The sequence below is a fragment of the Pseudomonas rubra genome, from assembly GCF_028656935.1.
GTDB lineage: Bacteria > Pseudomonadota > Gammaproteobacteria > Pseudomonadales > Pseudomonadaceae > Aquipseudomonas > Aquipseudomonas rubra.
Genome location: NZ_JAMDGZ010000044.1, coordinates 98500 through 122708, shown reverse-complemented (window position 1 = coordinate 122708; position 24209 = coordinate 98500). Strand labels below are relative to the sequence as shown.

Annotated in this window: 22 protein-coding genes and 1 pseudogene; 16 read left to right on the top strand and 7 right to left on the bottom strand. The window is 62.5% G+C overall.

Annotation, left to right across the window (positions count from 1 at the left end; all coding sequences use genetic code 11):
* Positions 1-71 precede the first annotated feature (71 nt).
* Together M5G17_RS19600 and M5G17_RS19595 are read right to left on the bottom strand one after the other, a co-directional pair.
* The gene (locus M5G17_RS19600) at positions 72-1052 is read right to left on the bottom strand and encodes a Bug family tripartite tricarboxylate transporter substrate binding protein (protein WP_273894566.1); all 981 of its coding nucleotides are present in this window, start codon (positions 1050-1052) and stop codon (positions 72-74) included.
* A 34-nt stretch (positions 1053-1086) separates the two neighbouring features.
* A complete protein-coding gene (locus M5G17_RS19595; protein ID WP_273894565.1) occupies positions 1087-2376 on the bottom strand; it encodes an OprD family porin in 1290 nt (429 codons plus the stop codon).
* 202 nt (positions 2377-2578) lie between these two features.
* Between M5G17_RS19595 and M5G17_RS19590 the strand changes: the two genes are divergently transcribed.
* Both M5G17_RS19590 and M5G17_RS19585 read left to right on the top strand, forming a co-directional pair.
* Positions 2579-3250, top strand: coding sequence for a response regulator (locus tag M5G17_RS19590; RefSeq protein WP_273894562.1), 672 nt, complete (start codon positions 2579-2581; stop codon positions 3248-3250).
* Positions 3243-4621 (top strand): annotated as a pseudogene (locus M5G17_RS19585) (sensor histidine kinase). Before M5G17_RS19590 ends, M5G17_RS19585 begins: the two are co-directional and overlap by 8 nt.
* Here the strand turns inward: M5G17_RS19585 and M5G17_RS19580 are convergent.
* Together M5G17_RS19580 and ygfZ are read right to left on the bottom strand one after the other, a co-directional pair.
* On the bottom strand, positions 4618-5424 hold the full coding sequence (locus M5G17_RS19580) for an HDOD domain-containing protein (protein WP_273894561.1): 807 nt from the start codon (positions 5422-5424) through the stop codon (positions 4618-4620). The pseudogene M5G17_RS19585 and the gene M5G17_RS19580 sit on opposite strands and share 4 nt — an antisense overlap.
* A gap of 56 nt (positions 5425-5480) precedes the next feature.
* Entirely contained in the window at positions 5481-6422 is a 942-nt protein-coding gene (gene ygfZ, locus M5G17_RS19575; RefSeq protein ID WP_273894560.1) for a CAF17-like 4Fe-4S cluster assembly/insertion protein YgfZ, read from the bottom strand.
* 165 nt (positions 6423-6587) lie between these two features.
* Here ygfZ and M5G17_RS19570 point away from each other — a divergent pair, with 165 nt between their 5' ends.
* Together M5G17_RS19570 and M5G17_RS19565 are read left to right on the top strand one after the other, a co-directional pair.
* Positions 6588-6842, top strand: coding sequence for an FAD assembly factor SdhE (locus M5G17_RS19570; RefSeq protein ID WP_273894559.1), 255 nt, complete (start codon positions 6588-6590; stop codon positions 6840-6842).
* A complete protein-coding gene (locus M5G17_RS19565) occupies positions 6826-7278 on the top strand; it encodes a protein YgfX (RefSeq protein ID WP_273894558.1) in 453 nt (150 codons plus the stop codon). The genes M5G17_RS19570 and M5G17_RS19565 overlap by 17 nt, the downstream gene beginning before the upstream one ends.
* On the opposite strand, the gene nadB is transcribed toward M5G17_RS19565, so the two are convergent.
* Positions 7247-8863, bottom strand: coding sequence for an L-aspartate oxidase (gene nadB, locus M5G17_RS19560; protein WP_273894557.1), 1617 nt, complete (start codon positions 8861-8863; stop codon positions 7247-7249). The two genes, M5G17_RS19565 and nadB, sit on opposite strands and share 32 nt — an antisense overlap.
* A gap of 432 nt (positions 8864-9295) precedes the next feature.
* On the opposite strand from nadB, the gene rpoE reads away from it, so the two are divergent.
* The 10 genes from rpoE (at position 9296) to pdxJ (ending at position 19366) form a co-directional block, all read left to right on the top strand.
* Positions 9296-9877, top strand: a complete 582-nt coding sequence (gene rpoE / locus M5G17_RS19555; RefSeq protein ID WP_010220971.1) for an RNA polymerase sigma factor RpoE/AlgU — start codon at positions 9296-9298, stop codon at positions 9875-9877.
* A gap of 31 nt (positions 9878-9908) precedes the next feature.
* Positions 9909-10499 (top strand): RseA family anti-sigma factor, encoded by a 591-nt coding sequence (locus M5G17_RS19550; RefSeq protein WP_273894544.1) that lies wholly within the window; start codon positions 9909-9911, stop codon positions 10497-10499.
* A gap of 12 nt (positions 10500-10511) precedes the next feature.
* The gene (locus M5G17_RS19545; RefSeq protein WP_273894543.1) at positions 10512-11477 is read left to right on the top strand and encodes a MucB/RseB C-terminal domain-containing protein; all 966 of its coding nucleotides are present in this window, start codon (positions 10512-10514) and stop codon (positions 11475-11477) included.
* A gap of 204 nt (positions 11478-11681) precedes the next feature.
* Complete coding sequence (locus M5G17_RS19540) at positions 11682-13079, top strand: DegQ family serine endoprotease (protein ID WP_273894570.1); 1398 nt, start codon at positions 11682-11684, stop codon at positions 13077-13079.
* 264 nt (positions 13080-13343) lie between these two features.
* A complete protein-coding gene (lepA, locus tag M5G17_RS19535; protein WP_273894542.1) occupies positions 13344-15143 on the top strand; it encodes a translation elongation factor 4 in 1800 nt (599 codons plus the stop codon).
* Positions 15144-15148: 5 nt separating this feature from the next.
* Positions 15149-16003 carry a signal peptidase I gene (gene lepB / locus M5G17_RS19530; RefSeq protein ID WP_273894541.1) on the top strand — a complete coding sequence of 285 codons (855 nt, stop codon included), beginning with the start codon at positions 15149-15151 and terminating at the stop codon, positions 16001-16003.
* Positions 16004-16251: 248 nt separating this feature from the next.
* Positions 16252-16941 (top strand): ribonuclease III, encoded by a 690-nt coding sequence (rnc, locus tag M5G17_RS19525; RefSeq protein ID WP_273894540.1) that lies wholly within the window; start codon positions 16252-16254, stop codon positions 16939-16941.
* Positions 16934-17836, top strand: coding sequence for a GTPase Era (era, locus tag M5G17_RS19520; RefSeq protein ID WP_115085573.1), 903 nt, complete (start codon positions 16934-16936; stop codon positions 17834-17836). The genes rnc and era overlap by 8 nt, the downstream gene beginning before the upstream one ends.
* 57 nt (positions 17837-17893) lie before the next feature.
* Positions 17894-18577, top strand: coding sequence for a DNA repair protein RecO (gene recO / locus M5G17_RS19515; RefSeq protein WP_273894539.1), 684 nt, complete (start codon positions 17894-17896; stop codon positions 18575-18577).
* Between the two features lie 63 nt (positions 18578-18640).
* Positions 18641-19366 carry a pyridoxine 5'-phosphate synthase gene (pdxJ, locus tag M5G17_RS19510; protein ID WP_420793334.1) on the top strand — a complete coding sequence of 242 codons (726 nt, stop codon included), beginning with the start codon at positions 18641-18643 and terminating at the stop codon, positions 19364-19366.
* A 63-nt stretch (positions 19367-19429) separates the two neighbouring features.
* On the opposite strand, the gene M5G17_RS19505 is transcribed toward pdxJ, so the two are convergent.
* Entirely contained in the window at positions 19430-20821 is a 1392-nt protein-coding gene (locus M5G17_RS19505) for a heavy metal sensor histidine kinase (RefSeq protein WP_273894537.1), read from the bottom strand.
* The gene (locus tag M5G17_RS19500; protein WP_273894536.1) at positions 20818-21492 is read right to left on the bottom strand and encodes a heavy metal response regulator transcription factor; all 675 of its coding nucleotides are present in this window, start codon (positions 21490-21492) and stop codon (positions 20818-20820) included. The genes M5G17_RS19505 and M5G17_RS19500 overlap by 4 nt, the downstream gene beginning before the upstream one ends.
* Positions 21493-21696: 204 nt before the next feature.
* Between M5G17_RS19500 and M5G17_RS19495 the strand changes: the two genes are divergently transcribed.
* Positions 21697-22950: a TolC family protein gene (locus tag M5G17_RS19495; protein ID WP_273894535.1), complete on the top strand. Its 1254-nt coding sequence runs from the start codon at positions 21697-21699 to the stop codon at positions 22948-22950.
* A gap of 37 nt (positions 22951-22987) precedes the next feature.
* Entirely contained in the window at positions 22988-24199 is a 1212-nt protein-coding gene (locus M5G17_RS19490) for an efflux RND transporter periplasmic adaptor subunit (RefSeq protein WP_273894534.1), read from the top strand.
* Positions 24200-24209 lie beyond the last annotated feature (10 nt).

Genomic DNA, 24209 nt, shown 5'->3' with positions numbered 1-24209 from the left:
GTCCCACCACCCCTTCAAGTCTTACCATACAAGCGGGCTTGCCCCGCGATGCGTCTAGAAAGGGGGCAGGCTTACTGAATCAAGCCAAATTCCTTGGCCAGGGCCTTGTAGTCAGCCACCTGTTTCTTCACGTAGGTGTCCAGCTCTGGGCCGGTCATGGCGAAGGGAAACAGCTCGCGCTGGTCGCGCAGCTTGGCGAACTCTTCGGAAGCCAGCAGCTTGTCGAAGGAGGCCTTCCACCAGTCGTACTCTGCGTCAGAGACCTTCGGCCCCAGGTAGAAACCGCGTACCACCGGCCAGACAATGTCGTAGCCCTGTTCCTTGGCGGTCGGGATGTCTTTCATGCTCGGCTCGTCAATACGCTGCTCGGCGAACACCGCCAGCAGGCGCATGTCACCGCTCAGGATGTGCGGCATGGAGTCGGAGATGTCAGTACTGCCCACCTGAATGTGGCCGCCGAGCAAGGCCGTGGCGATCTCGCCGCCGCCTTCCAGGGCCACGTAGCGCAGGTCGCGCGGGTTGATCCCGGCGGCTTTGGCGATCAGCGCGGTCGGCATCCAGTCCTGGCTGCCGACGGTGCCGCCGGAGCCGATCACCACCTTGCTCGGGTCTTTTTTCAGGGCCGCGACCAGGTCGTCGAGGGTCTTGTAGGGTGAATCGTTTTTCACAGCGATGGCACCGTAGCTGGTGCCGACCGCCGCCAGCCAGCGCACGGCGTTCTCATCGAAACGGCCGAACTTGCCCTGGGCCAGGTTCAGCAGCGAACCACTGGACCAGGCCACCAGCGTGCCGGCATCGGCCGGGCGCTGGGCGACCACCGCGTTGTAGGCCACCGCGCCGACACCGCCGGGCATGTAGGTGACGCGCATCGGCTTGCTGAGGATCTTCTGGTTGACCAGGGCGCTTTGCGCCAGTTTGCAGGTCAGGTCGAAACCGCCGCCGGGGGATGCCGGGGCGATGCATTCGGGGCGTTTCGGTTCGGCCGCCAGAACGTTACCGGCTAGCAGCAGGCAACTGGTGGCGAGGGCAATACGGCGCAGTGAAAAAGTCATCGTTTCTCTCCGTGAACGTTATTGTTATCAGGGATTACCACAACGCAAGGCTGTAACTCACCAGCAGTCGCACTTCGTCGGCATCGCGGGCGAAGTTGGAACGGAAGGTGGCATTGCGCAGGCGCACGGCGACGTTTTTCAGGGCGCCACTTTGCACCACGTACTTGAACTCGGTGTCGCGTTCCCACTCCTTACCCTCGCCGCCATCGGCCAGGCTGACATTATCGCCGCTGATGTAGCGGGTCATGAAGCTCAAGCCGGGGATGCCCAGCTTGGCGAAGTCATAGTCATAGCGAGCCTGCCAGGAGCGCTCGTCGGCGTCGGCAAAGTCGTTGATCTGGACGAAGTTGACCAGGTACGGGTCGGCGCCGTCGACATAGGGGAAGGCGGTGTCGCCAGACAGGTGCTGGAAGCCGGCACTGAGCTTGTGGCCGTTGAGGCCGTAGCTGAGCATGCCGTTGAGCGCGGTGTTGTCGATGTTGCCGCCGCGGGCCTGGCCCTGGTCGTCGCTGAAGGCCATGCGCAGGTCGGCGCCGAAGGTGCCCGGGCCCCACGGCTGGGAGGCGAGCAGGCCGACGAAGTGCTGGCGGTAGACGTCGTCGAGCTGGGCCCAGTGGTAGCTACCGGTGATCTTGTCGGTGAACTTGTAGTCCAGGCCGGCCACATCGAAATGGTTACCGGCGACGGTGCCGAGAAAGCGCTTGTTCTTGTTGTTGAGGGCGATGTCTTCGTTGTTGGTGCTGTCGCGGTCGCGGGCTTTTTCCAGGCGCCCGCCGGTGAAGGTCAGGTTCTTTATTTCGCCCGAGGTCAGCAGGCCGCCCTCGAAGGTTTGCGGCAGGATGCGCCCGTCATTGGGCTGCAGGGTTGGCAGTTCCGGGATCAGCGTACCGACCTTCAGCTCGGTTGCGGAGATCTTCACCTTGCCGGTCAGGCCGAGCTTGGAATACTCGTCGGCGGCGCGGCCATCGTCGTGGGTCGGCAGCAGGCCGGTGCCGGTGCGATCGGGGCTGGAGTCGAGCTTGATACCGAGCATCCCCAGGGCATCAAGGCCGAAACCTACGGTGCCGTCGGTATAGCCTGACTCGAAGTTGAGCATGAAGCCCTGGGCCCATTCGTCACGTTTGGATTGCTGAGCGCTGGTGCCGTCGCGAAAGTCGCGGTTGAAGTACATGTTGCGGGTTTCGAAGCTCGCCTTGCTGTCATCAAAGAAGGCGGCCTGGCTCAACGGTGCGACGCCGGCAAGGGCGAGGGCACTGGCAACTGCGGTCTGGCGGGAGGGAATACGTCGGGTAGGCGCGTACGCCTGCGGCTGCATAGACAGCATCGTGGTGTGACTCCGTTATTGTTCTTATTAGTTTCGGACCTTGGGTCCGGTTTTACGGCAAGCAGAGTGAGCCGTGAGAGGATGCTAGGACGTGAACCTTTCGCTAACCTTTCAACTGCTTTTCATCCATTCAAAGGCTTCACAGGCCGGCTGTCGGCTGTACACTCCGCGCCATTGAACGCGACGCAAAGGAGAGAGATCGATGCGTGTGCTGCTCGTCGAAGACCATCTGCAACTGGCCGAGAGCGTGGCCCAGGCCTTGAAAAGCACCGGCCTGACCGTGGATGTGCTGCATGATGGCGTGGCCGCCGACCTGGCCTTGGCCAGCGAGGAATATGCCGTGGCGGTGCTCGATGTCGGCCTGCCGCGCATGGACGGTTTCGAGGTGCTGGCGCGCCTGCGTGGCCGTGGCAAGACCGTGCCGGTGCTGATGCTGACCGCACGCAGCGACGTCAAGGACCGGGTTCATGGTCTGAACCTTGGGGCCGACGATTACCTGGCCAAGCCGTTCGAGCTGACCGAGCTGGAAGCGCGGGTCAAGGCCCTGCTGCGGCGCAGCGTGCTTGGCGGTGAGCGCCAGCAGCGCTGTGGGCCGCTGGTCTACGACCTCGATACCCGGCGCTTTACCCTTGGCGAAGAGTTACTGACCCTGACCTCCCGCGAGCAGGCCGTGCTCGAAGCCCTGATCGCCCGGCCCGGGCGGGTGATGAGCAAGGAACAACTGGCCGCCCAGGTGTTTGGCCTGGATGAAGAGGCCAGTGCCGACGCCATCGAAATCTACGTGCACCGCCTGCGCAAGAAGCTCGATGGCCATGCCGTGGTCATCGTCACCTTCCGTGGGCTCGGGTACCTGCTCGAGCATAAAGATGCGTGACAGCGGCAGCCTGCGCGGGCGGCTGCTGTGGAATCTGGCGGTCCTGCTGGTGGTGTTGATGCTGGCCAGCGGTCTGAGTGCCTACTGGAACGGACGTGAGGCCGCCGACACTGCCTACGACCGCACCTTGCTGGCCTCGGCGCGAACCATCGCCGCCGGCTTGTCGCAACGCGACGGGACCCTCAGCGCCGACGTGCCCTACGTGGCCCTGGATACCTTTGCCTACGACAGCGCCGGGCGCATTTACTACCAGGTCAACGACATTCACCAGCGTCTGATCTCCGGCTACGAAAATCTGCCGCCGCCGCCGCCCAATACCCCGCGTACGGACGACTATCCGGCCCTGGCGCGCTTTTACAATGCGCGCTATCTGGGCCAGGACGTGCGCGTGGTCAGCTTGCTCAAGGCAGTGAGCGAGCCGAACATGAACGGCATGGCCGAGATCCGTGTGGCCGAGACCGAGGAGGCCCGGGTGCGCATGGCCCGCAGCTTGATGGCCGACACTTTGCTGCGCCTGGGGATGCTCGCCCTGGGCGCCTTGATGCTGGTGTGGTTTGCCGTGAGCGCCGCCCTGCGCCCGCTGGAGCGCCTACGCAGCGCTGTGGAAGAGCGCCAGCCCGACGACCTGCGGGCCTTGCCGCAGGTAGAGGTGCAGCGCGAACTGAGCCCGCTGGTGCGTGCCTTGAACCATTTCACGGAACGCCTGCGCGGCCAGTTCGAGCGTCAGGCGCAGTTTATTGCCGAGGCTGCCCATGAACTGCGTACGCCCCTGGCGGCGCTCAAGGCGCGGGTCGAGTTGGGGTTGCGCTCCAATGAGCCGCAGGTCTGGCGCGACACCCTGGAGTCCGCCGCGCAGGGCACCGACCGCCTGACCCACCTGGCCAATCAGTTGCTGTCGTTGGCGCGGGTCGAGAACGGCGCCCGGGCGATTGCCGAGGGTGGCGCGCAGGTACTCGACCTCAGCCAGTTGGCGCGCGAACTGGGCATGGCCATGGCGCCGCTGGCGCACGCCCACGGTGTCGCCCTGGCTCTGGAGGCTGAGGTGCCGGTGTGGGTGCGCGGCGAGCCGACCTTGCTCAATGAGTTGCTCAACAACCTGGTGGACAACGCCCTGGCGCACACGCCCAAGGGTGGCAATGTAATTCTGCGGGTCAGCGAGCCGGGGGTTCTTGAAGTTGAAGACGACGGTCCGGGCATTCCTGAAAGCGAGCGGGAAAAGGTCTTCGAGCGCTTCTACCGGCGCAGCGCGCAAGGCACCGGCCTGGGGCTGGCGATCGTCGGCGAGATCTGCCGCGCACACCTGGCGCAGATCAGCCTGCATGATGGTCACGCGGCGGTTTGAAGGTGCGGGTGAGCTTCAGCACTGATTAGCGGAACATCGCCTTGGCATTGAGCAGATCGCTGGCCTGCAGTTCGGTGCCGGTGGGCAGGCCGAGGTGGCGGTAGGCGGGCAGGGCGGCCAGCGGCCGTTCCTTGCTGTTGCTGCAGAGCACCTGGGCGATCTGCACGATATCGACGTAATCGACGCTCTCGGTGCGACGGTCCAGGTCCTGGATCTGCCCGGGCAGGTGCAGCAGTTGCTCGGGGAAATCCCAGACGCGCAGGATCTTGTCACCGAGCTTGGGGTGAATCTGCTCGATCACGTAGTTCAGGCTGACCGGGTCGGCCAACAGCTCGTTGTGTTCCTCGGCATACAACAGGATCGGCAGCACGCCAATCTGGTGAACCAGGCCCGCCAGCGCCGCCTGATCGGGCTTGAGTTTGGTGAAGTTCAAGCACAGCTCGTAGCTGATGCCGGCTACTTCCAGACTTTTCGCCCAGATATCACGCATCTTCTGTTCAACGACATCGGAGCGGGCGTGGAAGATCTGCTCGATCACCAGGCCAATCGCCAGGTTGCAGCTGTAGTTGATGCCCAGGCGGGTGATGGCCGTGTGCAGGTCGGTGACCTCGCTGGCGGCGCGCAGCAAGGGGCTGTTGACCACCTTGATCAGGCGGGCCGACAGCGCCGCGTCGCGACCGATGACCTTGCTCAGGGCGCTGACACTGATCTCGCTGTCTTCGGCCGCTTCGCGGATGCTCAGGGCCACTTCCGGCAAGGTCGGCAGTACCAGGTCATCGTTGTCGATGGCGTTCAGCAGTTGGGCCTGGATCGTCTCGGCCATCTTGTTCATGGTGATTCTCTACCGCAATTTGAAGAGTGCCCCGCCCGTATCGGGCGGGCGCAGGCTCAGCGCTGGATTTCGCGATCGCGGTCCAGTTCGTAAGGAAGTGTCAGCAGTGTCAGGCGCGGGCCTTCGGGGCTGCCCAGGTGCAGGTTGTTGTCTTCCACGGCATCGGCGGTGAGCACGGCCAGCAGTTCACAGCCCTGATCGCTGCGGGCGGCCAGCACCACTTCGCCAACGGATGAACCATGGGTCGGCGAGAACACTTCAGTGCCTGGCGCAGGCGGTGTGTCGTCGGCCAGGGCCACGCGGTACTGGCGACGCTTGAGCTTGCCCAGATACTGCATGCGCGCAACGATTTCCTGGCCGGTGTAGCAGCCCTTCTTGAAGCTCACGCCGCCGACGGCCTGCAGGTTGATCATCTGCGGGATGAACAGCTCGCGGGTTTGCGCCATGACCTGGCCGATGCCGGCGCGAATCTGGCCGAGCAGCCAGTCGTTGAGTTCGGCGTTGGCAAGCTGGGCGGCCAGTTGGGTTTGCACCGCTTCGGCCTGCTCGACAGGCACCCACAACTCGGTCCGGATGGGCGATACCGCGATGGCGATCAGGCCGTTGTGACGGGTCACGCCGTCGGTCTGCGCTGGCACGTCCAGGCCCAGAGCCGGCAGGACGGCTTCGCCGTTGTGCAAGCCGAAACGCACCCAGGCGGCGCTGTCGTCGGTTAGTTTGGCCTTGGAGAACACCGCGTACTTCTTGAGATCGGCCAGTTGCGGCTCAAGCAGTTCATGGGCCATCGCAAGCAGGTAGCCATCACCCTCGGGAAGGATGCGAAAGCTCGACTGCATGCGGCCCTTGACCATGCAACGGGCGCCGAGGCTGGCGGTATGCTCGTTGAGGTAACTGATGTTGCAGGTCAACTGGCCTTGCAGGAACTTGCCGGCGTCCGAGCCGCGCACGGCGAGAACGCCTTCATGGGAAAGGGTACAGAAAAAAGCGGAATCGGCCATGGTTGATCGCAAGATGATAAGACTGGGGCTCATGATAGAGCGCTGTCGGCAAAATAGGTAGTTGAGCGCGGGCCTCTGTCATTATTTGCTCACATGTCCGGACCAACGTCGTGTGACCCTCGGCCGTGGGCTCTGTATACTGGCGGCCTATTTTAGGAGGGCTTCATGGTCGAACAAACTGAACTCAACCGGCTCTTTTGGCATAGCCGCCGTGGCATGCTCGAGCTCGATGTCTTGCTGGTCCCGTTCAGCGCAGAGGTCTACCCCAACCTGAACGAAGCCGATCGCGAGCTGTACGTACGCCTGCTGAGCTGCGAAGACCAGGACATGTTCGGCTGGTTCATGGAGCGCAGCGAATCCGAAGACCCGGAGCTGCAACGCATGGTTCGCATCATCCTGGACCGTGTCCAGCCCAAGTGAGCGCTTCGAATGTCGCTGGCAGGGCTCAAGGGCTCTGCTGGCGGCGTACATCGTCAGCCTGTTGCTGGCCTTGCTGGCCCTGAGCCTGCTGCAACTGCCCCTGTGGTTGCGCCTGGTGGCCATCGCCCTGTGCCTGCTGCACGGCACCTGGATCATCCCCCGGCGCATTCTGCTGACTCACCCCAACGCCATTACTGCACTGCGCCGCGATGTCCACGGCTGGCAGTTGTTCAGCCACGGTCAGGGCTGGCAGCCGGTGCAGTTGAAACCCGACGGCCTGGCCCTGCCTGGCTTGGTGGTGCTGCGTTTTCGCCGGCCCGCACGGCGTTTCAGCGAAAGCCAGTGTATTGCCTTCGACGCGCTGGAGCCGGTGCAACACCGGCGCCTGCGCGTGCGCCTGAAATTCAGTCGGCGTAGGTGGGTGGTTGCAGGATAGTGTCGCGGGCCTCACTGAGCATGTCCGGGTAATCCAGGGTGTAGTGCAGGCCCCGGCTTTCCTTGCGCTGCATGGCTGAACGGATCATCAGTTCGGCCACCTGGGCGAGGTTGCGCAACTCGATCAGGTCGCGGCTGACCTTGTAGTTGCTGTAGAACTCGTCGATTTCGTCAAGTAGCAGGCGCACCCGGTGCTCGGCACGCTGCAGGCGCTTGTTGGTGCGCACGATGCCGACGTAGTCCCACATGAAGCGCCGCAACTCGTCCCAATTGTGGGCGATGATCACGTCTTCGTCCGAATCGGTCACCTGGCTTGCGTCCCAGCATGGCAGGGCCTGGGGTATCTGTACCTGGTCGAGGCGGGCTTTGATGTCGTTGGCGGCCGAGCGTCCATAAACGAAGCATTCGAGCAGCGAGTTGCTGGCCATGCGGTTGGCGCCGTGCAGGCCGGTGAAGCTGGTCTCGCCGATGGCGTACAGGCCCGGCACGTCGGTCAGGCCCTGCTCGTCGACCATCACCCCGCCGCAGGTGTAATGAGCAGCTGGCACCACCGGGATCGGCTGGCGGGTGATGTCGATGCCGAAGGTCAGGCAGCGTTCGTAAACAGTCGGGAAGTGGCTTTTGACGAATTCGGCCGGTTTGTGGCTGATGTCCAGGTAGACACAGTCGACCCCCAGGCGCTTCATTTCATGGTCGATGGCGCGGGCGACGATGTCGCGTGGTGCCAGTTCTTCACGCGGGTCGAAGCGCGGCATGAAACGCTCGCCATTGGGCAGTTTGAGCAGGCCGCCTTCACCGCGCAGGGCTTCGGTAATCAAAAAACTCTTGGCCTGGGGATGGTACAGGCAGGTCGGGTGGAACTGGTTGAATTCAAGGTTGGCCACGCGGCAACCGGCGCGCCAGGCCATGGCGATGCCATCGCCACAAGCACCGTCAGGGTTGCTGGTGTACAGGTAGACCTTGGCCGCGCCGCCGGTGGCGAGCACGGTGAAACGGGCGCCAAAGGTATCGACTTCGCCGCTGTTGCGGTCCAGCACGTAGGCACCCAGGCAGCGATCGCCATCCTGGCCCAGGCGCCGCTCGGTGATCAGGTCGACCGCTACCCGCTGCTCCAGCAGTTCGATGTTCGGCTGCAGCCGTGCTTGGGCCAGCAGGGTGGTGAAGATCGCCGCACCCGTGGCATCGGCAGCATGGATGATACGCCGATGGCTGTGGCCGCCTTCGCGGGTCAGGTGGAATTCGAATCCGCTTTCTTCATCGCCGGTGTGCTCGTCGCGGGTGAAGGGCACGCCCTGGTCGATCAGCCACTGAATCGATTCACGGCTATGCTCTACGGTGAAGCGTACCGCGTCTTCATGGCATAGCCCGCCACCGGCGTTGAGGGTGTCTTCGACGTGGGATTGCACCGTGTCGGTATCGTCCAGCACCGCGGCAACGCCGCCCTGGGCCCAGAACGTCGAGCCATTGGCGAGATCGCCCTTGCTGAGCACGGCGATGCGCAGGTGGCCGGGGAGGGTCAGGGCCAGGCTGAGGCCGGCGGCGCCGCTGCCGATCACGAGAACATCATGTTGGAATTGTTGGCTCATGTCAGGACACTAGTATCTGAAGGGGGGGATCGGCACAATAGTCAGGCGTTTATGGCATTGTGAAACTATCGTGAATCTAGGCCGGCTGCCTTTATAACAGCCCCAAGGCCCTGATTTCCAATGGCGCTTGTGCAGTCTTGGTGGCCTTTTGTGGGAACTTTCCGTGATGGATGGATATCCATAGAAGGATGCCCGCACGCCACAATGCCGCGGCGACGCACGGCAGGCGCCCGTTGGAGGCACTGTCTGCGTATTCGAGACCCGATTATCGACGCAGCCGGCCGTGACCGTGCTGCGTTTTTCGTGCGAGCCGACCAAGGGCCGCAGGAAACTTGCTTGGAGGGGAGAACTTTTGCGAAAAGCCCGAGTCTATGGTTGCAAGCCTGAACGGTGGCTTTTGCAACGCTCCTTCGAGTTCACTGAGGAGTGTTCATGCTAACCCAGGAAGAGGATCAGCAGCTTGTCGAGCGCGTGCAGCGTGGCGACAGGCGAGCGTTCGATCTGTTGGTGCTGAAGTATCAGCACAAGATTCTCGGGTTGATCGTGCGTTTTGTCCACGACACCCATGAAGCCCAGGATGTTGCGCAGGAAGCTTTCATCAAGGCTTACCGCGCGCTTGGTAATTTTCGCGGTGACAGCGCTTTTTATACCTGGCTGTACCGCATTGCCATCAACACGGCAAAGAACTATCTGGTGTCACGCGGTCGGCGTCCACCGGACAGCGATGTAAGTTCCGAGGATGCGGAATTTTACGACGGCGATCATGGCCTCAAGGATCTGGAGTCCCCCGAGCGCGCGTTGTTGCGAGATGAGATCGAAGGCACCGTCCATCGGACCATCCAGCAACTGCCAGAAGATTTACGTACGGCGTTAACTTTACGTGAATTCGATGGTCTGAGTTACGAGGACATTGCGAGCGTCATGCAGTGTCCGGTGGGTACCGTGCGCTCTCGAATCTTCCGCGCTCGGGAGGCCATAGATAAAGCCCTGCAGCCGTTGTTGCAGGAAACCTGAGACAGCGGCGACAGCCAAGAGAGGAACCGCCATGAGTCGTGAAGCTTTGCAGGAATCGCTGTCCGCGGTGATGGATAACGAAGCGGACGAGCTGGAATTACGTCGGGTATTGAATGCCGTCGACGATCCAGAAACCCGTGCCACCTGGTCGCGTTACCAGGTTGCCCGTGCAGCCATGCACAAGGAACTGGTACTGCCACAGCTGGATATCGCTTCGGCTGTATCCGCAGCGCTGGCCGATGAAGCCGCACCCGCCAAGGCCTCCCGTGGCCCATGGCGCAGCCTGGGCCGCCTGGCCGTCGCCGCTTCGGTGACCGTCGCGGTGCTGGCCGGTGTGCGCCTGTACAACCAGGATGAAATCAGCGGTGCCCAGCTGGCCGCCCAGCAACCGGCACAGCAAGGCCTGAGCCTGCCACAAGCGCAAGGCCCGGCCGTTTTGGCAGGCTATAGTGAAAGTGCAGACCAGCCAGGCCCGATGGCCAATGGCGTGCTGCAAGGGCAAACCGGCTGGCATGACCAGCGTCTGCCTGGCTACCTGCGCCAGCATGCTCAGGAAGCAGCCCTCAAAGGAACCGAGAGCGCTCTGCCGTACGCACGTGCAGCCAGCCTGGAAAATCGTTAAGTAAGGAGGATCATGCGCGCGCTACCTCTCATACCGCTGCTGCTGGGTGGCTGGTTGACGGTGCCGGCCCTTGCCGCCAACTCCTCTCCGGAGGCAGGTGACTGGCTCAAAAAACTGGCCCAGGCCGAGCAACAGCAGAGTTATCAGGGTACTTTCGTTTACGAGCGTAACGGTAGCTTCTCCACCCACGACATCTGGCATCGCGTCCAGAACGGCAAGGTCAGCGAGCGATTGTTGCAGCTCGATGGCTCTGCCCAGGAAGTCGTGCGTGTCGATGGGCAAACCCGATGCGTCAGCGGAGCCCTGGAGGCAGGAGTGGCCAATGCGCCGGAATCTGCGGCGCGAGTGTTTGATCCTTTGAAACTGATGAGCTGGTATGACCTTGGGGTCGCCGGCAAATCCAGGGTGGCAGACCGCGAAGCGGTGATCGTCACCCTGAGTCCGCGTGATCAACACCGTTATGCCTTCGAGTTGCACCTGGATCGCCAGACCGGGCTGCCGCTCAAATCGCTGATGCTCGATGACAAGGGACGCTTGCTCGAGCGCTTCCAGTTCACCCGGCTGGATACTGACGAGCTGCCAGGCGACGACGATCTCAAGGCCAGCGGTATCTGCAAGCCGGTCACCCAGATGAACGCGCAGGCAGCACAGCCGGTCTCGGAATGGCGTTCGGACTGGTTGCCGCCGGGTTTCGAGTTGGTGACAAGTTCTGTGCGCAAAGATCCTCAGAGCAAGAGCGCCGTCAGTAGCCTGATGTATGACGATGGCCTGGCACGCTTCTCGGTGTTCGTCGAAGCACTGGACAAAGGCACTGCAGCTGACATCCGCACACAGCTTGGCCCGACGGTGGCTGTCTCGCGGCGCTTGACCACGCCCAAGGGCGAAATGATGGTCACTGTAGTCGGCGAGATCCCCATCGGTACCGCCGAACGCATTGCGCTGTCCATGCGCGCTCAGGACGCCCAGGCAAAAAAATGAGACGCTGGCAATGAAGCTGACAGTGCGAGGATTGCTTGGCTGACATGATTGGCAAGCTTTGCAATTTGCAAAAACTCCAGATTTTTTCTATAGGTCAGTCCTTCCGGGGGCTGGCCTTTCCTGCTTCTGCAGGTCCCTACTGCTAACCACGCTCGTTGTGACGGGAGCCGTATGTCAATACCACGCTTGAAAACCTACCTATCGATGTTCGCCGCCGTGTTCATGCTCGGTCAGGTGCTCACCGCCCAGGCCGAAGCCCTGCCGGATTTCACCACCCTGGTCGAGCAGGCGTCGCCTGCGGTCGTGAACATCAGTACCAAGCAGAAACTGCCGGACCGCAAGTACGCCGCCGGGCAAATGCCTGACCTCGAAGGCCTGCCGCCGATGTTCCGCGAGTTCTTCGAGCGCAACATGCCGCAGACCCCGCGCTCGCCGCGCGGTGATCGTCAGCGTGAGGCGCAATCGCTGGGTTCGGGTTTCATCATCTCCAGTGATGGTTACGTGCTGACCAACAACCACGTGGTCGCCGACGCCGATGAAATCATCGTCCGCCTGTCGGACCGCAGCGAGTTGCAGGCCAAGCTGGTCGGCACCGACCCGCGCACCGACGTCGCCCTGCTCAAGGTCGAAGGCAAGGACCTGCCGATCGTCAAGCTGGGCGATTCAGAGAAACTCAAGGTGGGTGAGTGGGTGTTGGCCATCGGTTCGCCGTTTGGTTTTGACCATTCGGTGACCAAAGGCATCGTCAGCGCCAAGGGTCGCACCTTGCCCAACGACACCTATGTGCCGTTCATCCAGACCGACGTGGCCATCAACCCGGGTAACTCTGGTGGCCCACTGTTCAACATGAGCGGTGAAGTAGTGGGGATCAACTCGCAGATATTCACCCGTTCCGGCGGCTTCATGGGCCTGTCGTTCGCCATCCCGATCGACGTTGCCATAGATGTTTCCAATCAGTTGAAGAAGGATGGCAAAGTCAGCCGAGGCTGGCTGGGCGTGGTGATTCAGGAGGTCAACAAGGACCTGGCTGAATCGTTCGGCCTCGACAAGCCAGCCGGTGCCCTGGTCGCCCAGGTGCTCGAAGATGGCCCGGCAGCCAAGGGTGGCCTGCAGGTCGGTGACGTGATCCTGAGCATGAACGGTCAGCCGATTGTCATGTCCGCCGACTTGCCACATCTGATTGGTGGCCTCAAGGATGGCGCCAAGGCCAAGCTGGATATCATCCGCAGCGGCAAGCGTCAGTCGCTGGACATCACCATTGGCGCACTGCCGGATGATGACGCCGAAATCGCCAGCAACCTCACTGGCGGCGTTGAGCGCAGCAGCAACCGTCTGGGTGTGTCGGTGTCCGACCTGACTGCAGAGCAGAAAAAATCCCTCGAGCTCAAGGGCGGTGTGGTCATCAAGGAAGTCCAGGATGGTCCGGCGGCGCTGATCGGCCTGCGTCCGGGCGATGTCATCAGCCACCTGAACAACCAGGCGATCCTCTCGGCCAAGCAGTTCACCGAAATCGCCAAGGAACTGCCGAAGAACCGTTCGGTGTCAATGCGTGTCCTGCGTCAGGGGCGTGCCAGCTTTATCACCTTCAAACTGGCTGAATAAGCCGGGTTGAGCCAAAAAGGGCAGCCTAGGCTGCCCTTTTTTACAGCTGTAGGAGCGGGCTTGCCCCGCGAAAGCATTCTGTCAGCCTCATCGCATCGCGGGGCAAGCCCGCTCCTACCCTAGGTAGAGCCAGCTCCTCCCATGGAAACACATCCCGCCGCCGTGTTGCCCACAGTTCACGTGACGCCAACGTCAAGCTTCAGGTACAATTCCCGGCTATTTTTCGGTGGGCGTCCGGCCCGCAGCCTTTTTGAGTGTTGACCCGTGAGTGATTTGAGTCATATCCGCAATTTCTCCATCATCGCCCACATTGACCATGGCAAGTCGACCCTGGCCGACCGCTTCATTCAAATGTGCGGCGGCCTGTCTGCGCGTGAGATGGAAGCCCAGGTACTCGATTCCATGGACCTTGAGCGTGAACGCGGTATCACCATCAAAGCCCACAGCGTCACCCTGCACTACAAGGCGCAGGACGGCAAAACCTACCAGTTGAACTTCATTGACACCCCGGGCCACGTCGACTTCACCTACGAAGTCAGCCGCTCCCTGGCGGCCTGTGAAGGTGCCTTGTTGGTGGTCGATGCCGGCCAGGGCGTCGAAGCCCAGTCGGTCGCCAACTGCTACACCGCCATCGAGCAGGGCCTTGAGGTCATGCCGGTGTTGAACAAAATGGACCTGCCCCAGGCCGACCCGGACAAGGTCAAGGACGAGATCGAGAAGATCATCGGCATTGACGCTACCGACGCTGTGGCCTGTAGCGCCAAGAGCGGCATGGGCGTGGACGAGGTGCTTGAGCGCCTGGTGCACACCATCCCGGCCCCTACCGGTGATATCGAGGCGCCCCTGCAGGCGCTGATCATCGACTCCTGGTTCGACAACTACCTGGGCGTCGTCTCCCTGGTGCGTGTACGTCACGGCCGGGTGAAGAAGGGCGACAAGATCCTGGTCAAGTCCACCGGCAAGGTCCACCTGGTCGACAGCGTCGGTGTGTTCACTCCCAAGCACACCCAGACCGCCGACCTCAAGGCCGGTGAAGTAGGCTTTATCATCGCCAGCATCAAGGACATTCACGGTGCGCCAGTAGGCGACACCCTGACCCTGAGCACGACCCCCGAGGTCGCGGTGCTGCCAGGTTTCAAACGTATTCAACCGCAGGTGTATGCCGGCTTGTTCCCGGTCAGTTCCGAAGATTTCGAAGATTTTCGTGATGCATTGCAGAAACTGACCCTGAACGACTCGTCGCTGCAGTACCTGCCGGAAAGCTCCGATGCACTGGGCTTCGGCTTCCGTTGCGGCTTCCTCGGCATGCTGCACATGGAGATCATCCAGGAGCGCCTGGAGCGCGAATACGACCTGGACCTGATCACCACTGCGCCAAGCGTAATCTTCGAGGTCAAGCTCAAGACCGGCGAAACCATTTACGTCGACAACCCGTCGAAGCTTCCGGATGTCTCGTCGGTCGAAGACTTCCGCGAGCCGATCGTTTCGGCCACTATCCTGGTGCCTCAGGAGCACCTGGGTAACGTCATTACCCTGTGTATCGAGAAGCGCGGCGTGCAGCGCGACATGCAGTTCCTCGGCTCGCAGGTGCAAGTGCGCTACGATCTGCCGATGAACGAAGTGGTTCTGGACTTCTTCGACCGCCTGAAGTCCACCAGCCGCGGCTATGCTTCGCTGGACTACCATTTCGACCGCTACCAGTCGGCTAACCTGGTCAAGCTTGACGTACTGATCAACGGTGACAAGGTCGACGCCCTGGCGCTGATCGTGCACCGCGACAATGCGCACTACAAGGGTCGCGCATTGACCGAGAAGATGAAGGAACTGATTCCTCGGCAGATGTTCGATGTGGCAATCCAGGCCGCCATTGGCGGGCAGATTGTTGCGCGTACCACTGTCAAGGCGCTCAGAAAGAACGTACTGGCCAAATGCTACGGTGGCGACGTGAGCCGTAAGCGCAAGCTGTTGGAGAAGCAGAAGGCCGGTAAGAAACGCATGAAACAGGTCGGTAATGTGGAGATCCCACAGGAAGCCTTCCTCGCCGTGCTCAGGTTGGATAGTTAGGTCCTATGTCACTAAATTTCCCGCTGTTGCTTGTCATCGCCGTCGCCGTCTGCGGTCTGTTGGCCTTGGTCGATTTGCTGTTCCTGGCCCCGCGCCGGCGCACGGCAATCGCCACCTATCAGGGCAGCGTCAGCCAGCCTGAAATGGCCGTGGTCGAGCGCCTGAACAAGGAACCGTTGCTGGTCGAGTACGGTAAATCGTTCTTTCCGGTGCTGTTCATTGTCCTGGTGCTGCGCTCGTTCCTGATCGAGCCGTTCCAGATCCCCTCGGGGTCGATGAAGCCGACCCTGGATGTGGGCGATTTCATCCTGGTGAACAAGTTCTCCTACGGGATTCGCTTGCCTGTGATCGACAAGAAAGTCATCGAAATCGGTGACCCACAGCGTGGCGATGTCATGGTGTTCCGCTACCCGAGCGACCCGAACGTCAACTACATCAAGCGTGTAGTAGGCCTGCCGGGCGATGAGATTCGCTACACCAGCGACAAGAAGCTGTTCGTCAACGGCCAGGCAATTGCCGAGCAATTGGTGGGCAGCGAACCGGGTACCCTGGGCAGTGCCGAGCTGTATCAGGAAAAACTCGGTGCAGCCGAGCACCTGATCCGCAAGGAGATGAGCCGCTACCGCATGCCGCCTGATCAGCAGTGGACAGTCCCGGCTGGCCATTACTTCATGATGGGCGACAACCGCGACAACTCCAACGACAGCCGTTACTGGGATGACCCCAGCATTCCCAAGGAACTGCACGGCATGGTTCCGGACAAGAACATCGTCGGCAAGGCCTTCGCGGTCTGGATGAGCTGGCCAGAGCCGAAACTGAGCCACTTCCCCAACCTGTCTCGGGTCGGCTTGATCAAGTAACACCACAACGGCGCTGTCCTGGGACAGCGCCGAATGCGTTTCTGGCATAGGCTGTGTTCAGGGATCTTGCGATTCAACCGAGCACCGCGGCCAGCGAGCATGAGCCAAACAGTCTTTCAGGATGTTGATTTGAACAACGCGTTAAATCCGACGGTAGCCCCGATGGCGGTGTACCGAGCTGCAAAGTGTGAGCCTTGCGCCCAGGCGCCTGGCCTGAATTCCGACCACGAACTGCACGTGGGTACACTGTGAGCGTTTCCTTGAGCCGCCTCGAGCGTCAGCTCGGCTATACCTTCAAGAACCAGGAGCTGATGCTGCTGGCCCTGACGCACCGCAGTTTTGCCGGGCGTAACAATGAACGCCTCGAGTTTCTAGGCGATGCGATCCTCAACTTCGTCGCCGGCGAAGCGCTGTTCGAGCGCTTCCCCCAGGCTCGCGAAGGCCAGCTGTCGCGTTTGCGCGCACGCCTGGTCAAGGGCGAGACCCTGGCGGTACTGGCCCGTGGCTTTGACTTGGGCGACTACCTGCGCCTGGGCTCGGGCGAGCTGAAAAGCGGCGGTTTCCGCCGCGAGTCGATCCTGGCCGATGCCCTGGAGGCGCTGATTGGCGCCATTTACCTGGACTCGGACATGCACACCGCCCGCGAGCGGGTGCTGGCCTGGTTGGCGGGCGAATTCGAGAGCCTGACCCTGGTCGATACCAACAAGGACCCGAAAACCCGTCTGCAGGAATTCTTGCAGTCGCGGGCCTGCGAACTGCCACGCTACGAAGTGGTGGATATTCAAGGTGAACCCCATTGCCGGACGTTTTTCGTCGAATGCGAAGTGACCCTTTTGACTGAAAAAAGCCGAGGGCAAGGCGTCAGCCGGCGGATCGCCGAGCAAGTCGCGGCCGCCGCAGCACTGATCGCCCTGGGCGTGGAGAATGGCAATGACTGATACCAACACTACCCGCTGCGGCTATGTCGCTATTGTCGGCCGCCCGAACGTGGGCAAGTCGACCCTGCTCAACCACATCCTCGGGCAAAAGCTGGCGATCACCTCGCGCAAGCCGCAGACCACTCGCCACAACATGCTCGGGATCAAGACCGAGGGTGATGTCCAGGCGATCTACGTCGATACCCCGGGCATGCACAAGAGCAACGAAAAGGCGCTCAACCGCTACATGAACAAAACCGCTTCGGCCGCCCTCAAGGACGTCGATGTGGTGATCTTCGTCGTTGACCGCACCAAGTGGACCGACGAAGACCAACTGGTACTGGAGCGCGTGCAGTACGTGCAGGGTCCGGTGATCCTGGCGATCAACAAGACCGACCGGATCGAAGAGAAAGCCGACCTGATCCCGCACCTGCAGTGGCTGCAAGAGCAACTGCCGAATGCCGAAATCGTGCCGATCTCGGCCCAGCAGGGCCACAACCTCGAAGCGCTCGAAGGCCTGATCGCCAAGCACCTGCCGGAAAACGATCACTTCTTCCCGGAAGACCAGATCACCGACCGCAGCAGCCGCTTCCTGGCCGCAGAGCTGGTACGCGAGAAGATCATGCGTCAACTCGGCGCGGAGCTGCCGTACCAGATCACCGTGGAAATCGAAGAGTTCAAGCAGCAGGGCAAGATCCTGCACATCCATGCGCTGATCCTGGTCGAACGTGACGGCCAGAAGAAGATCATCATTGGCGACAAAGGCGAGCGGATCAAACGCATCGGTTCCGAGGCGCGCAAAGACATGGAAGTGCTGTTTGACGCCAAGGTCATGCTCAACCTCTGGGTCAAGGTCAAGGGTGGCTGGTCCGACGACGAACGCGCCCTGCGTTCGCTGGGCTACGGCGACCTCTGATCGCTCCAGGCCCGGTGGCGTCCGCCGCCGGGTCGAACCTTTTCTGAAGCGCCGCTCATGGATCTGCCAGTTGGCCAACCGGCCTACGTGCTGCACAGCCGGGCCTACCGTGAAACCAGCGCGCTGGTTGACTTTCTCACCCCGCAAGGGCGCTTGCGCGCAGTCATGCGCCGTGCCCGCGGCAAGGCGGGTAGCCAGGTACGGCCCTTCGTGCCCCTTGAAGTCGAGTTTCGCGGGCGTGGCGAGCTGAAGAATGTCGGCCGTCTGGACAGCGTTGGTGTGGCCGCCTGGCTACATGGCGACGCGCTGTTCAGCGGGCTGTACCTCAATGAGTTGCTGATTCGCCTGCTGCCGGCCGAAGACCCCCATCCTGTGGTGTTCGAGCACTATGCCGCGACCTTGCAGGCCCTGGCTGCGGGACGGCCCCTGGAGCCCCTGCTGAGGGCTTTCGAATGGCGCCTGCTGGACGAGCTGGGCTACGCCTTTGCGCTTGATCAGGACATCAACGGTGATCCGCTGGCCGTCGATGGCCTGTACCGCTTGCAGGTCGATGCCGGGCTTGAGCGGGTCTACCTGTTGCAGCCGGGGCTGTTCAACGGCGCCGAACTGCTGGCCATGGCCGATGCCGATTGGGAAACGCCCGGCGCCCTGAGTGCGGCCAAGCGCCTGATGCGCCAGGCCCTGGCCGTGCATTTGGGTGCTAGGCCGCTGGTCAGTCGCGAACTGTTTCGCAAGCGCTGAACAACGTCGTATGCTGTGTGCCTCAACTTTCAGGAGAGCCTCTTCGTGACTCAAAGCAACCGCATGCTGCTCGGCGTGAACATCGACCACGTGGCGACCCTGCGCCAGGCGCGTGGCACCCGCTACCCGGACCCGGTCAAGGCCGCGCTGGACGCCGAAGAGGCCGGTGCCGATGGCATTACCGTGCACCTGCGCGAAGACCGCCGGCATATCCAGGAGCGTGACGTGCTGCTGCTCAAGGACGTGCTGCAGACGCGCATGAACTTCGAGATGGGCGTCACCGAAGAAATGATGGTTTTTGCTGAGCGCATTCGTCCGGCGCATATCTGCCTGGTACCTGAGACGCGCCAGGAGCTGACTACCGAAGGCGGCCTGGATGTCGCCGGCCAGGAAGCGCGGATCAAGGCTGCGGTCGAACGCCTGTCGCGGCTGGGCTCGGAAGTTTCGCTGTTCATCGATGCCGACGAGCGCCAGATCGAAGCCTCGCGCCGCGTCGGTGCCCCGGCCATCGAGTTGCACACCGGCCGTTATGCCGATGCCCAGACCCCGAGCGAAGTGGCCGAAGAGCTCAAGCGCGTGGCTGACGGCGTCGCCTTTGGCCTGGGCCAGGGCCTGATCGTCAATGCCGGTCATGGTCTGCATTACCATAACGTCGAGGCGGTGGCAGCGCTCAAGGGTATCAATGAACTGAACATTGGCCATGCGCTGGTGGCCCATGCTTTGTTCGTTGGCTTTAAGTCGGCGGTGGCCGAGATGAAGGCATTGATTCTGGCGGCCAGCAGCAAGTAAAAGCATCGCGGGGCAAGCCCGCTCCCACCGGTGGGAGCGGGCTTGCCCCGCGATAAGGCCCGATCAGCCAACCCGATCGGCAAACACCAGGCTAAACCGCGTCACGCCCTGCAGTTCACTTTGCACCTCAACCCGCCCGCAATGCACCTGCATGATCGAGTGCACAATCGCCAGCCCCAGGCCCGTCCCGCCTTCCAGGCGCGAGCGCCCCGAGCCCACCCGGTAAAAGCGTTCGAACAGATGCGGCAAATGCGCCTGGGCAATGCCTGGCCCGCGATTGGCCACCGACACCCACACCGATCCGTCCCGGCGCTCAATGCCAATATCTATCGGCTGTCCTTCATCGCCATGGCGGATGGCATTGCTGAGCAGGTTGGACAGCGCTCGCTGCACCATCAAGCGCTCGGCCATCACTGTGCCCCAGCCTTGAACGTGCAGGGCAATGCCCTTTTGCTCGGCGTTATATTCGAACAATTCGCATACCCGCTGCACCTCGTCAGCCAGCACCACCGGCTTGAGCGGCACCTGCGCCTGCGGCTGGCTGACCTGGGCGAGGAACAGCATGTCGTTGATGATGCGGTTCAACCGGGTCAGTTCCTCGATGCTGTTTTCCAGCGCTTCGCGGTACTCGTCGTTGCTGCGCTCGCGGCTGAGAGTGACCTGGGCCTTGCCCATCAGGTTGCCAATGGGGGTGCGCAGTTCATGGGCCAGGTCATCGGAGAATTGCGACAGGCGTTGAACGCCGTCGTCCAGGCGATCGAGCATGATGTTGATCGTCCCCGCCAGGTCGCCTAGCTCTTGTGGCAGGCCGGCTTCCGGCAGGCGGTGGCTAAGGGTTTGCGCCGACACCTGTTCGGCGATGCGGCGAAAGCGTCGCAACGGCAGCAGCCCGCGCTGAACCAGCTTCCAGGCGCCCAGGCCAATCAGCACCAGCAGCAGCGGCAAGGCCCACAGGGTCGAGCCTAGGTAGGCCTGGAGCAGGGCATGGTCGTCGGCGCGATTGACCGTCAACAGTACCCGCACCAGGGTGCCGTCCTGCAGGCGCATCAGCCGCGAGGCGGTGAGCAGATGCTCGCCGGCCTGATCGCGCCAGGGGCTGAAAGCCAGCTGCGGGCCGCTTTCAATCTGTAGCAAGGCGTTGGCTTCCAGGGCCGGGCCCAGGGTCAACAAGGCTGAGTGGCGGCCAGTCAGGGCGATAACGCTCAGGCTCAGGTTGTCATGGCCCATGACCACATCCAGCAGCGGATGCATCGGCGCACGCAGGTCGGCAGCGTTGAGGTCGATGGTCAGGCTGTGCTCGATCTGCGTCATTTTGTTGGCCAGGTGCTTGCGTGCACGGCTGTCCAGCTCGTGGTCCAGGGCAACAACCGCCAGGCAGGCGAGCAGCAGTACCAGCGCTGCGCCCATCAGGCTGACGCTCAGGCCCAGGCGTAGCGACAGGCGCGCAGGCTTCATTCGCGGGCCTCGAGTACGTAGCCGACGCCGCGTAAGGTGTGGATCAGCTTGGCATCGAAGGGGTCGTCGATCTTGGCCCGCAGGCGACGGATCGACACTTCCACGACGTTGGTGTCACAGTCGAAGTTCATGTCCCAGACCAGCGAGATGATCTGTGTGCGCGACAGCACCTCACCGCTCTGGCGCATCAGCAGGTGCAGCAGGGCGAACTCCTTGGCGGTCAGGTCGATGCGCTGGCCGCTGCGGTAGGCGCGGTGACGGCTGGGGTCCAGTTCCAGGTCGGCGACCTTGAGGGTGTTCGGTTGCAGGGCCTGGTCGTTGCGCCGCAGCAGGCTGCGGATGCGCGCCAGCAGTTCGGGAAATTCAAAGGGCTTGAGCAGGTAATCGTCGGCCCCAAGGTCCAGGCCCTTGACCCGGTCGGCCAGCCGGCCGTGGGCGGTGAGCATCATGATGCGCGTGCTGGACTCGGCGCGCAGGCGCTGTAGTACGGTCCAACCATCAAGCTCGGGCAAGTTGACGTCGAGTATGACCAGGTCATAGGCCTGCTGGCGCGCCAGGTGCAGGCCGTCGGCGCCGGTGTGGGCGCAATCGACGATGTAGCCGTTTTCACGCAGACCCTGCTGCAGGTATTCGGCGGTGCGCAGTTCGTCCTCGACAATCAGTAGACGCATGGGATGGCTCGTTGGCGTTGAAAGGCGCTGATTCTCAACCCTGTAGCAGCTACAAGGTCAAGCGCTGAAAGGCGTTGCGCGGCGGATACTAAGCCATCTGCGTCCAGGGTTTGCCTGGATAACAGATTTGTAACATTTGAGTCATCTTGGCGATAAACCCCGATTACTAGAGTGCGGGCTCCGATCACGGCGCAGGAGTTCGCCATGTTTTGCACCCTGGATCGGCCAGGCATAGGCCCTGGTCGGATATTGCTGGCGCTGTTGTTACTTGCCTTGCCGTCGCTGGCCCTGGCGCAAGCGCGCGTATTGACCCTTGAGTCGGCGCTGCAGGCGGCTCGCGACAACAACCCTGAGCTTGCCGCAGCGCGTTGGGGCATCGACATTGCCGACGGCGAACGGCGCCAGGCCGGCGTGCTGCCCAACCCGGTGTTGAGCTGGGAAGTGGAAGACACCCGCAAGCGGTCGCAGACCACTACCGTTGGCGTCAGCCAGTTGTTCGAGTTAGGTGGCAAACGCGGTGCGCGCCTGGACGTTGCCGATCGCGATGGCCAGCTTGCGGCGTTGGAACTGGAGCGTCAGGGCAATGTGCTGCGCGCCGAAGTGATCGGTGCGTTCCAGGCTGCGGCTCAAGCCCAGGAAGGCCTGCAACTGGCCGAGCAGTCCGTGCGCCTGGGCGAGCGAGCACTGCAAGTGGTGCAAGGCCGGGTCAAGGCCGGCAGTGCTTCGCCGGTCGAGGCGACGCGCGCCCAGGTGCAGTTGTCCGAGGTGCGCCTGGAGCAAAGTCGTGCCGAGCAAACACTGACCATTGCCTACCAGCAACTGGCGGCCGTGACCGGAGCACCGCTAGTGCAGTTCGCCCGGGTAGAGGGTGGCTTGGAACCCAATAGCAACATTCCGAGCCGCACGCTGTTGCTCGATCGTCTGGAGCAGACTGCCGATCTGCGCCTGGCCCGCCTGCAGATCGATCAGCGCGAAGCGGCCCTGGGCCTGGCCCGCACCCAGCGCATTCCCGACCTGACTGTCAGTGTCGGCAGCCAGTACAGCGAAACTGACCGTGAGCGCATCAATGTGGTCGGGCTGTCGGTGCCCATTCCGTTGTTCGACCGCAACCAGGGCAATGTCCTTGCCGCCGCCCGGCGCGCCGACCAGGCCCGCGACCAGCGCAATGGCGCCGAGCTGCGCCTGCGCAGTGAAGTGGTCCAGGCCCTGACCCAGTGGAGCACTGCGGCCCAGGAAGTGCAGACCTTCGACCGCTCGATCCTGCCCTCTGCGCAGCAGGCGCTGGATGCCGCCACCCGCGGCTTCGAACGCGGCAAGTTCGCTTTCCTCGATGTGCTTGATGCCCAGCGCACCCTGGTGGCGGCGCGCCTGCAATACCTGCAGGCCCAGGCCCAGAGCAGCGAAGCACGGGTACGCCTGGAACGGATTTTTGGCGACCTGAGCCTCGCCAGTCGCTGAACGCGACCTTCACCCGACACTTTGCTGAGGAACCTGCATGAACAAGAAGTCCACCACGCTGCTGGTCGTGGCCCTGCTGATCGGCCTGGGCCTGGGCGTGCTGCTGGCGCGCCAGAGCGGGCCGGTTGCCGCCCCTGCGTCCGCCCACGGCCATAACGAGGGCGATCATGAGGAAGAAGAACATGGCGAAGCGCAAAAAACCGAAGAAAGTCACGAGGACGAGGGCGCGCTGACCCTCAGCCAGGAGCAGATTGACCTGGCCGGTATCGAACTGGCCGCCGTCGGCCCGCGTCAGCTGCAACGCAGCCTGTCGCTGCCCGGCGAGATCCGTTTCGACGAAGACCGTACCGCGCACCTGGTACCACGGGCTGCCGGGGTGGTCGAATCGGTTGCTGTGGTGCTGGGCCAGCAGGTCAAGGCCGGCGATCTGCTGGCGGTGATCGCCAGTCCGCAGATCTCCGAGCAGCGCAGTGAACTGGCCGCCAGCCAGCGCCGCCTGGAACTGGCGCGCAACACCTACCAGCGCGAGAAAGCGCTATGGCAGGAGGGCATTTCCGCCGAGCAGGATTACCAGCAAGCCCGCCAGGCCCTGCAGGAGGCTGAAATTGCCCAGGCCAACGCCCGGCAGAAAATCAGCGCCTTGAGCGGCAGCGTGGTCCTGGCCGGCGGCAACCGTTATGAGTTGCGTGCCCCCTTTGCCGGGCAGATCGTCGAGAAGCACCTGGTGCCGGGCGAGGTGGTCAATGAAACCAGCGCTGCCTTCACGCTTTCGGACCTGTCGCGGGTCTGGGCGACCTTTGGCGTGGCCCCACGTGACCTGCCCAAGTTGCGTGCCGGCATGCCCGTGAGCATTGTCGCCAGCGAACTGGGTCAGCAGGTCAGCGGCACGGTCACTCATGTCGGCAGCTTGCTCGGTGAGCAGACCCGTACCGCTGCGGTGCGTGTGACCCTGGACAACCCGCAAGGTGCCTGGCGTCCTGGGCTGTTCGTTGCGGTGCAAGTACCCACCGAGCAGTATGCCGCCGCCCTGAGTGTGCCGGACCAGGCCCTGCAGACCCTGGAAGAAAAGCCCACGGTGTTTGTGCGTACCGCCCAGGGTTTCATCGCCCAGGCGGTTGAGCCTGGGGCCAGCGCCAACGGCTTTGTCGAAATCCGCAAGGGCTTGCAGGCCGGCCAGCAAGTGGCGGCGCAGGGCAGCTTCATCCTCAAGTCGGAGCTGGGCAAGGCCAGCGCCGAACACGCCCACTGACCGGGAAGCT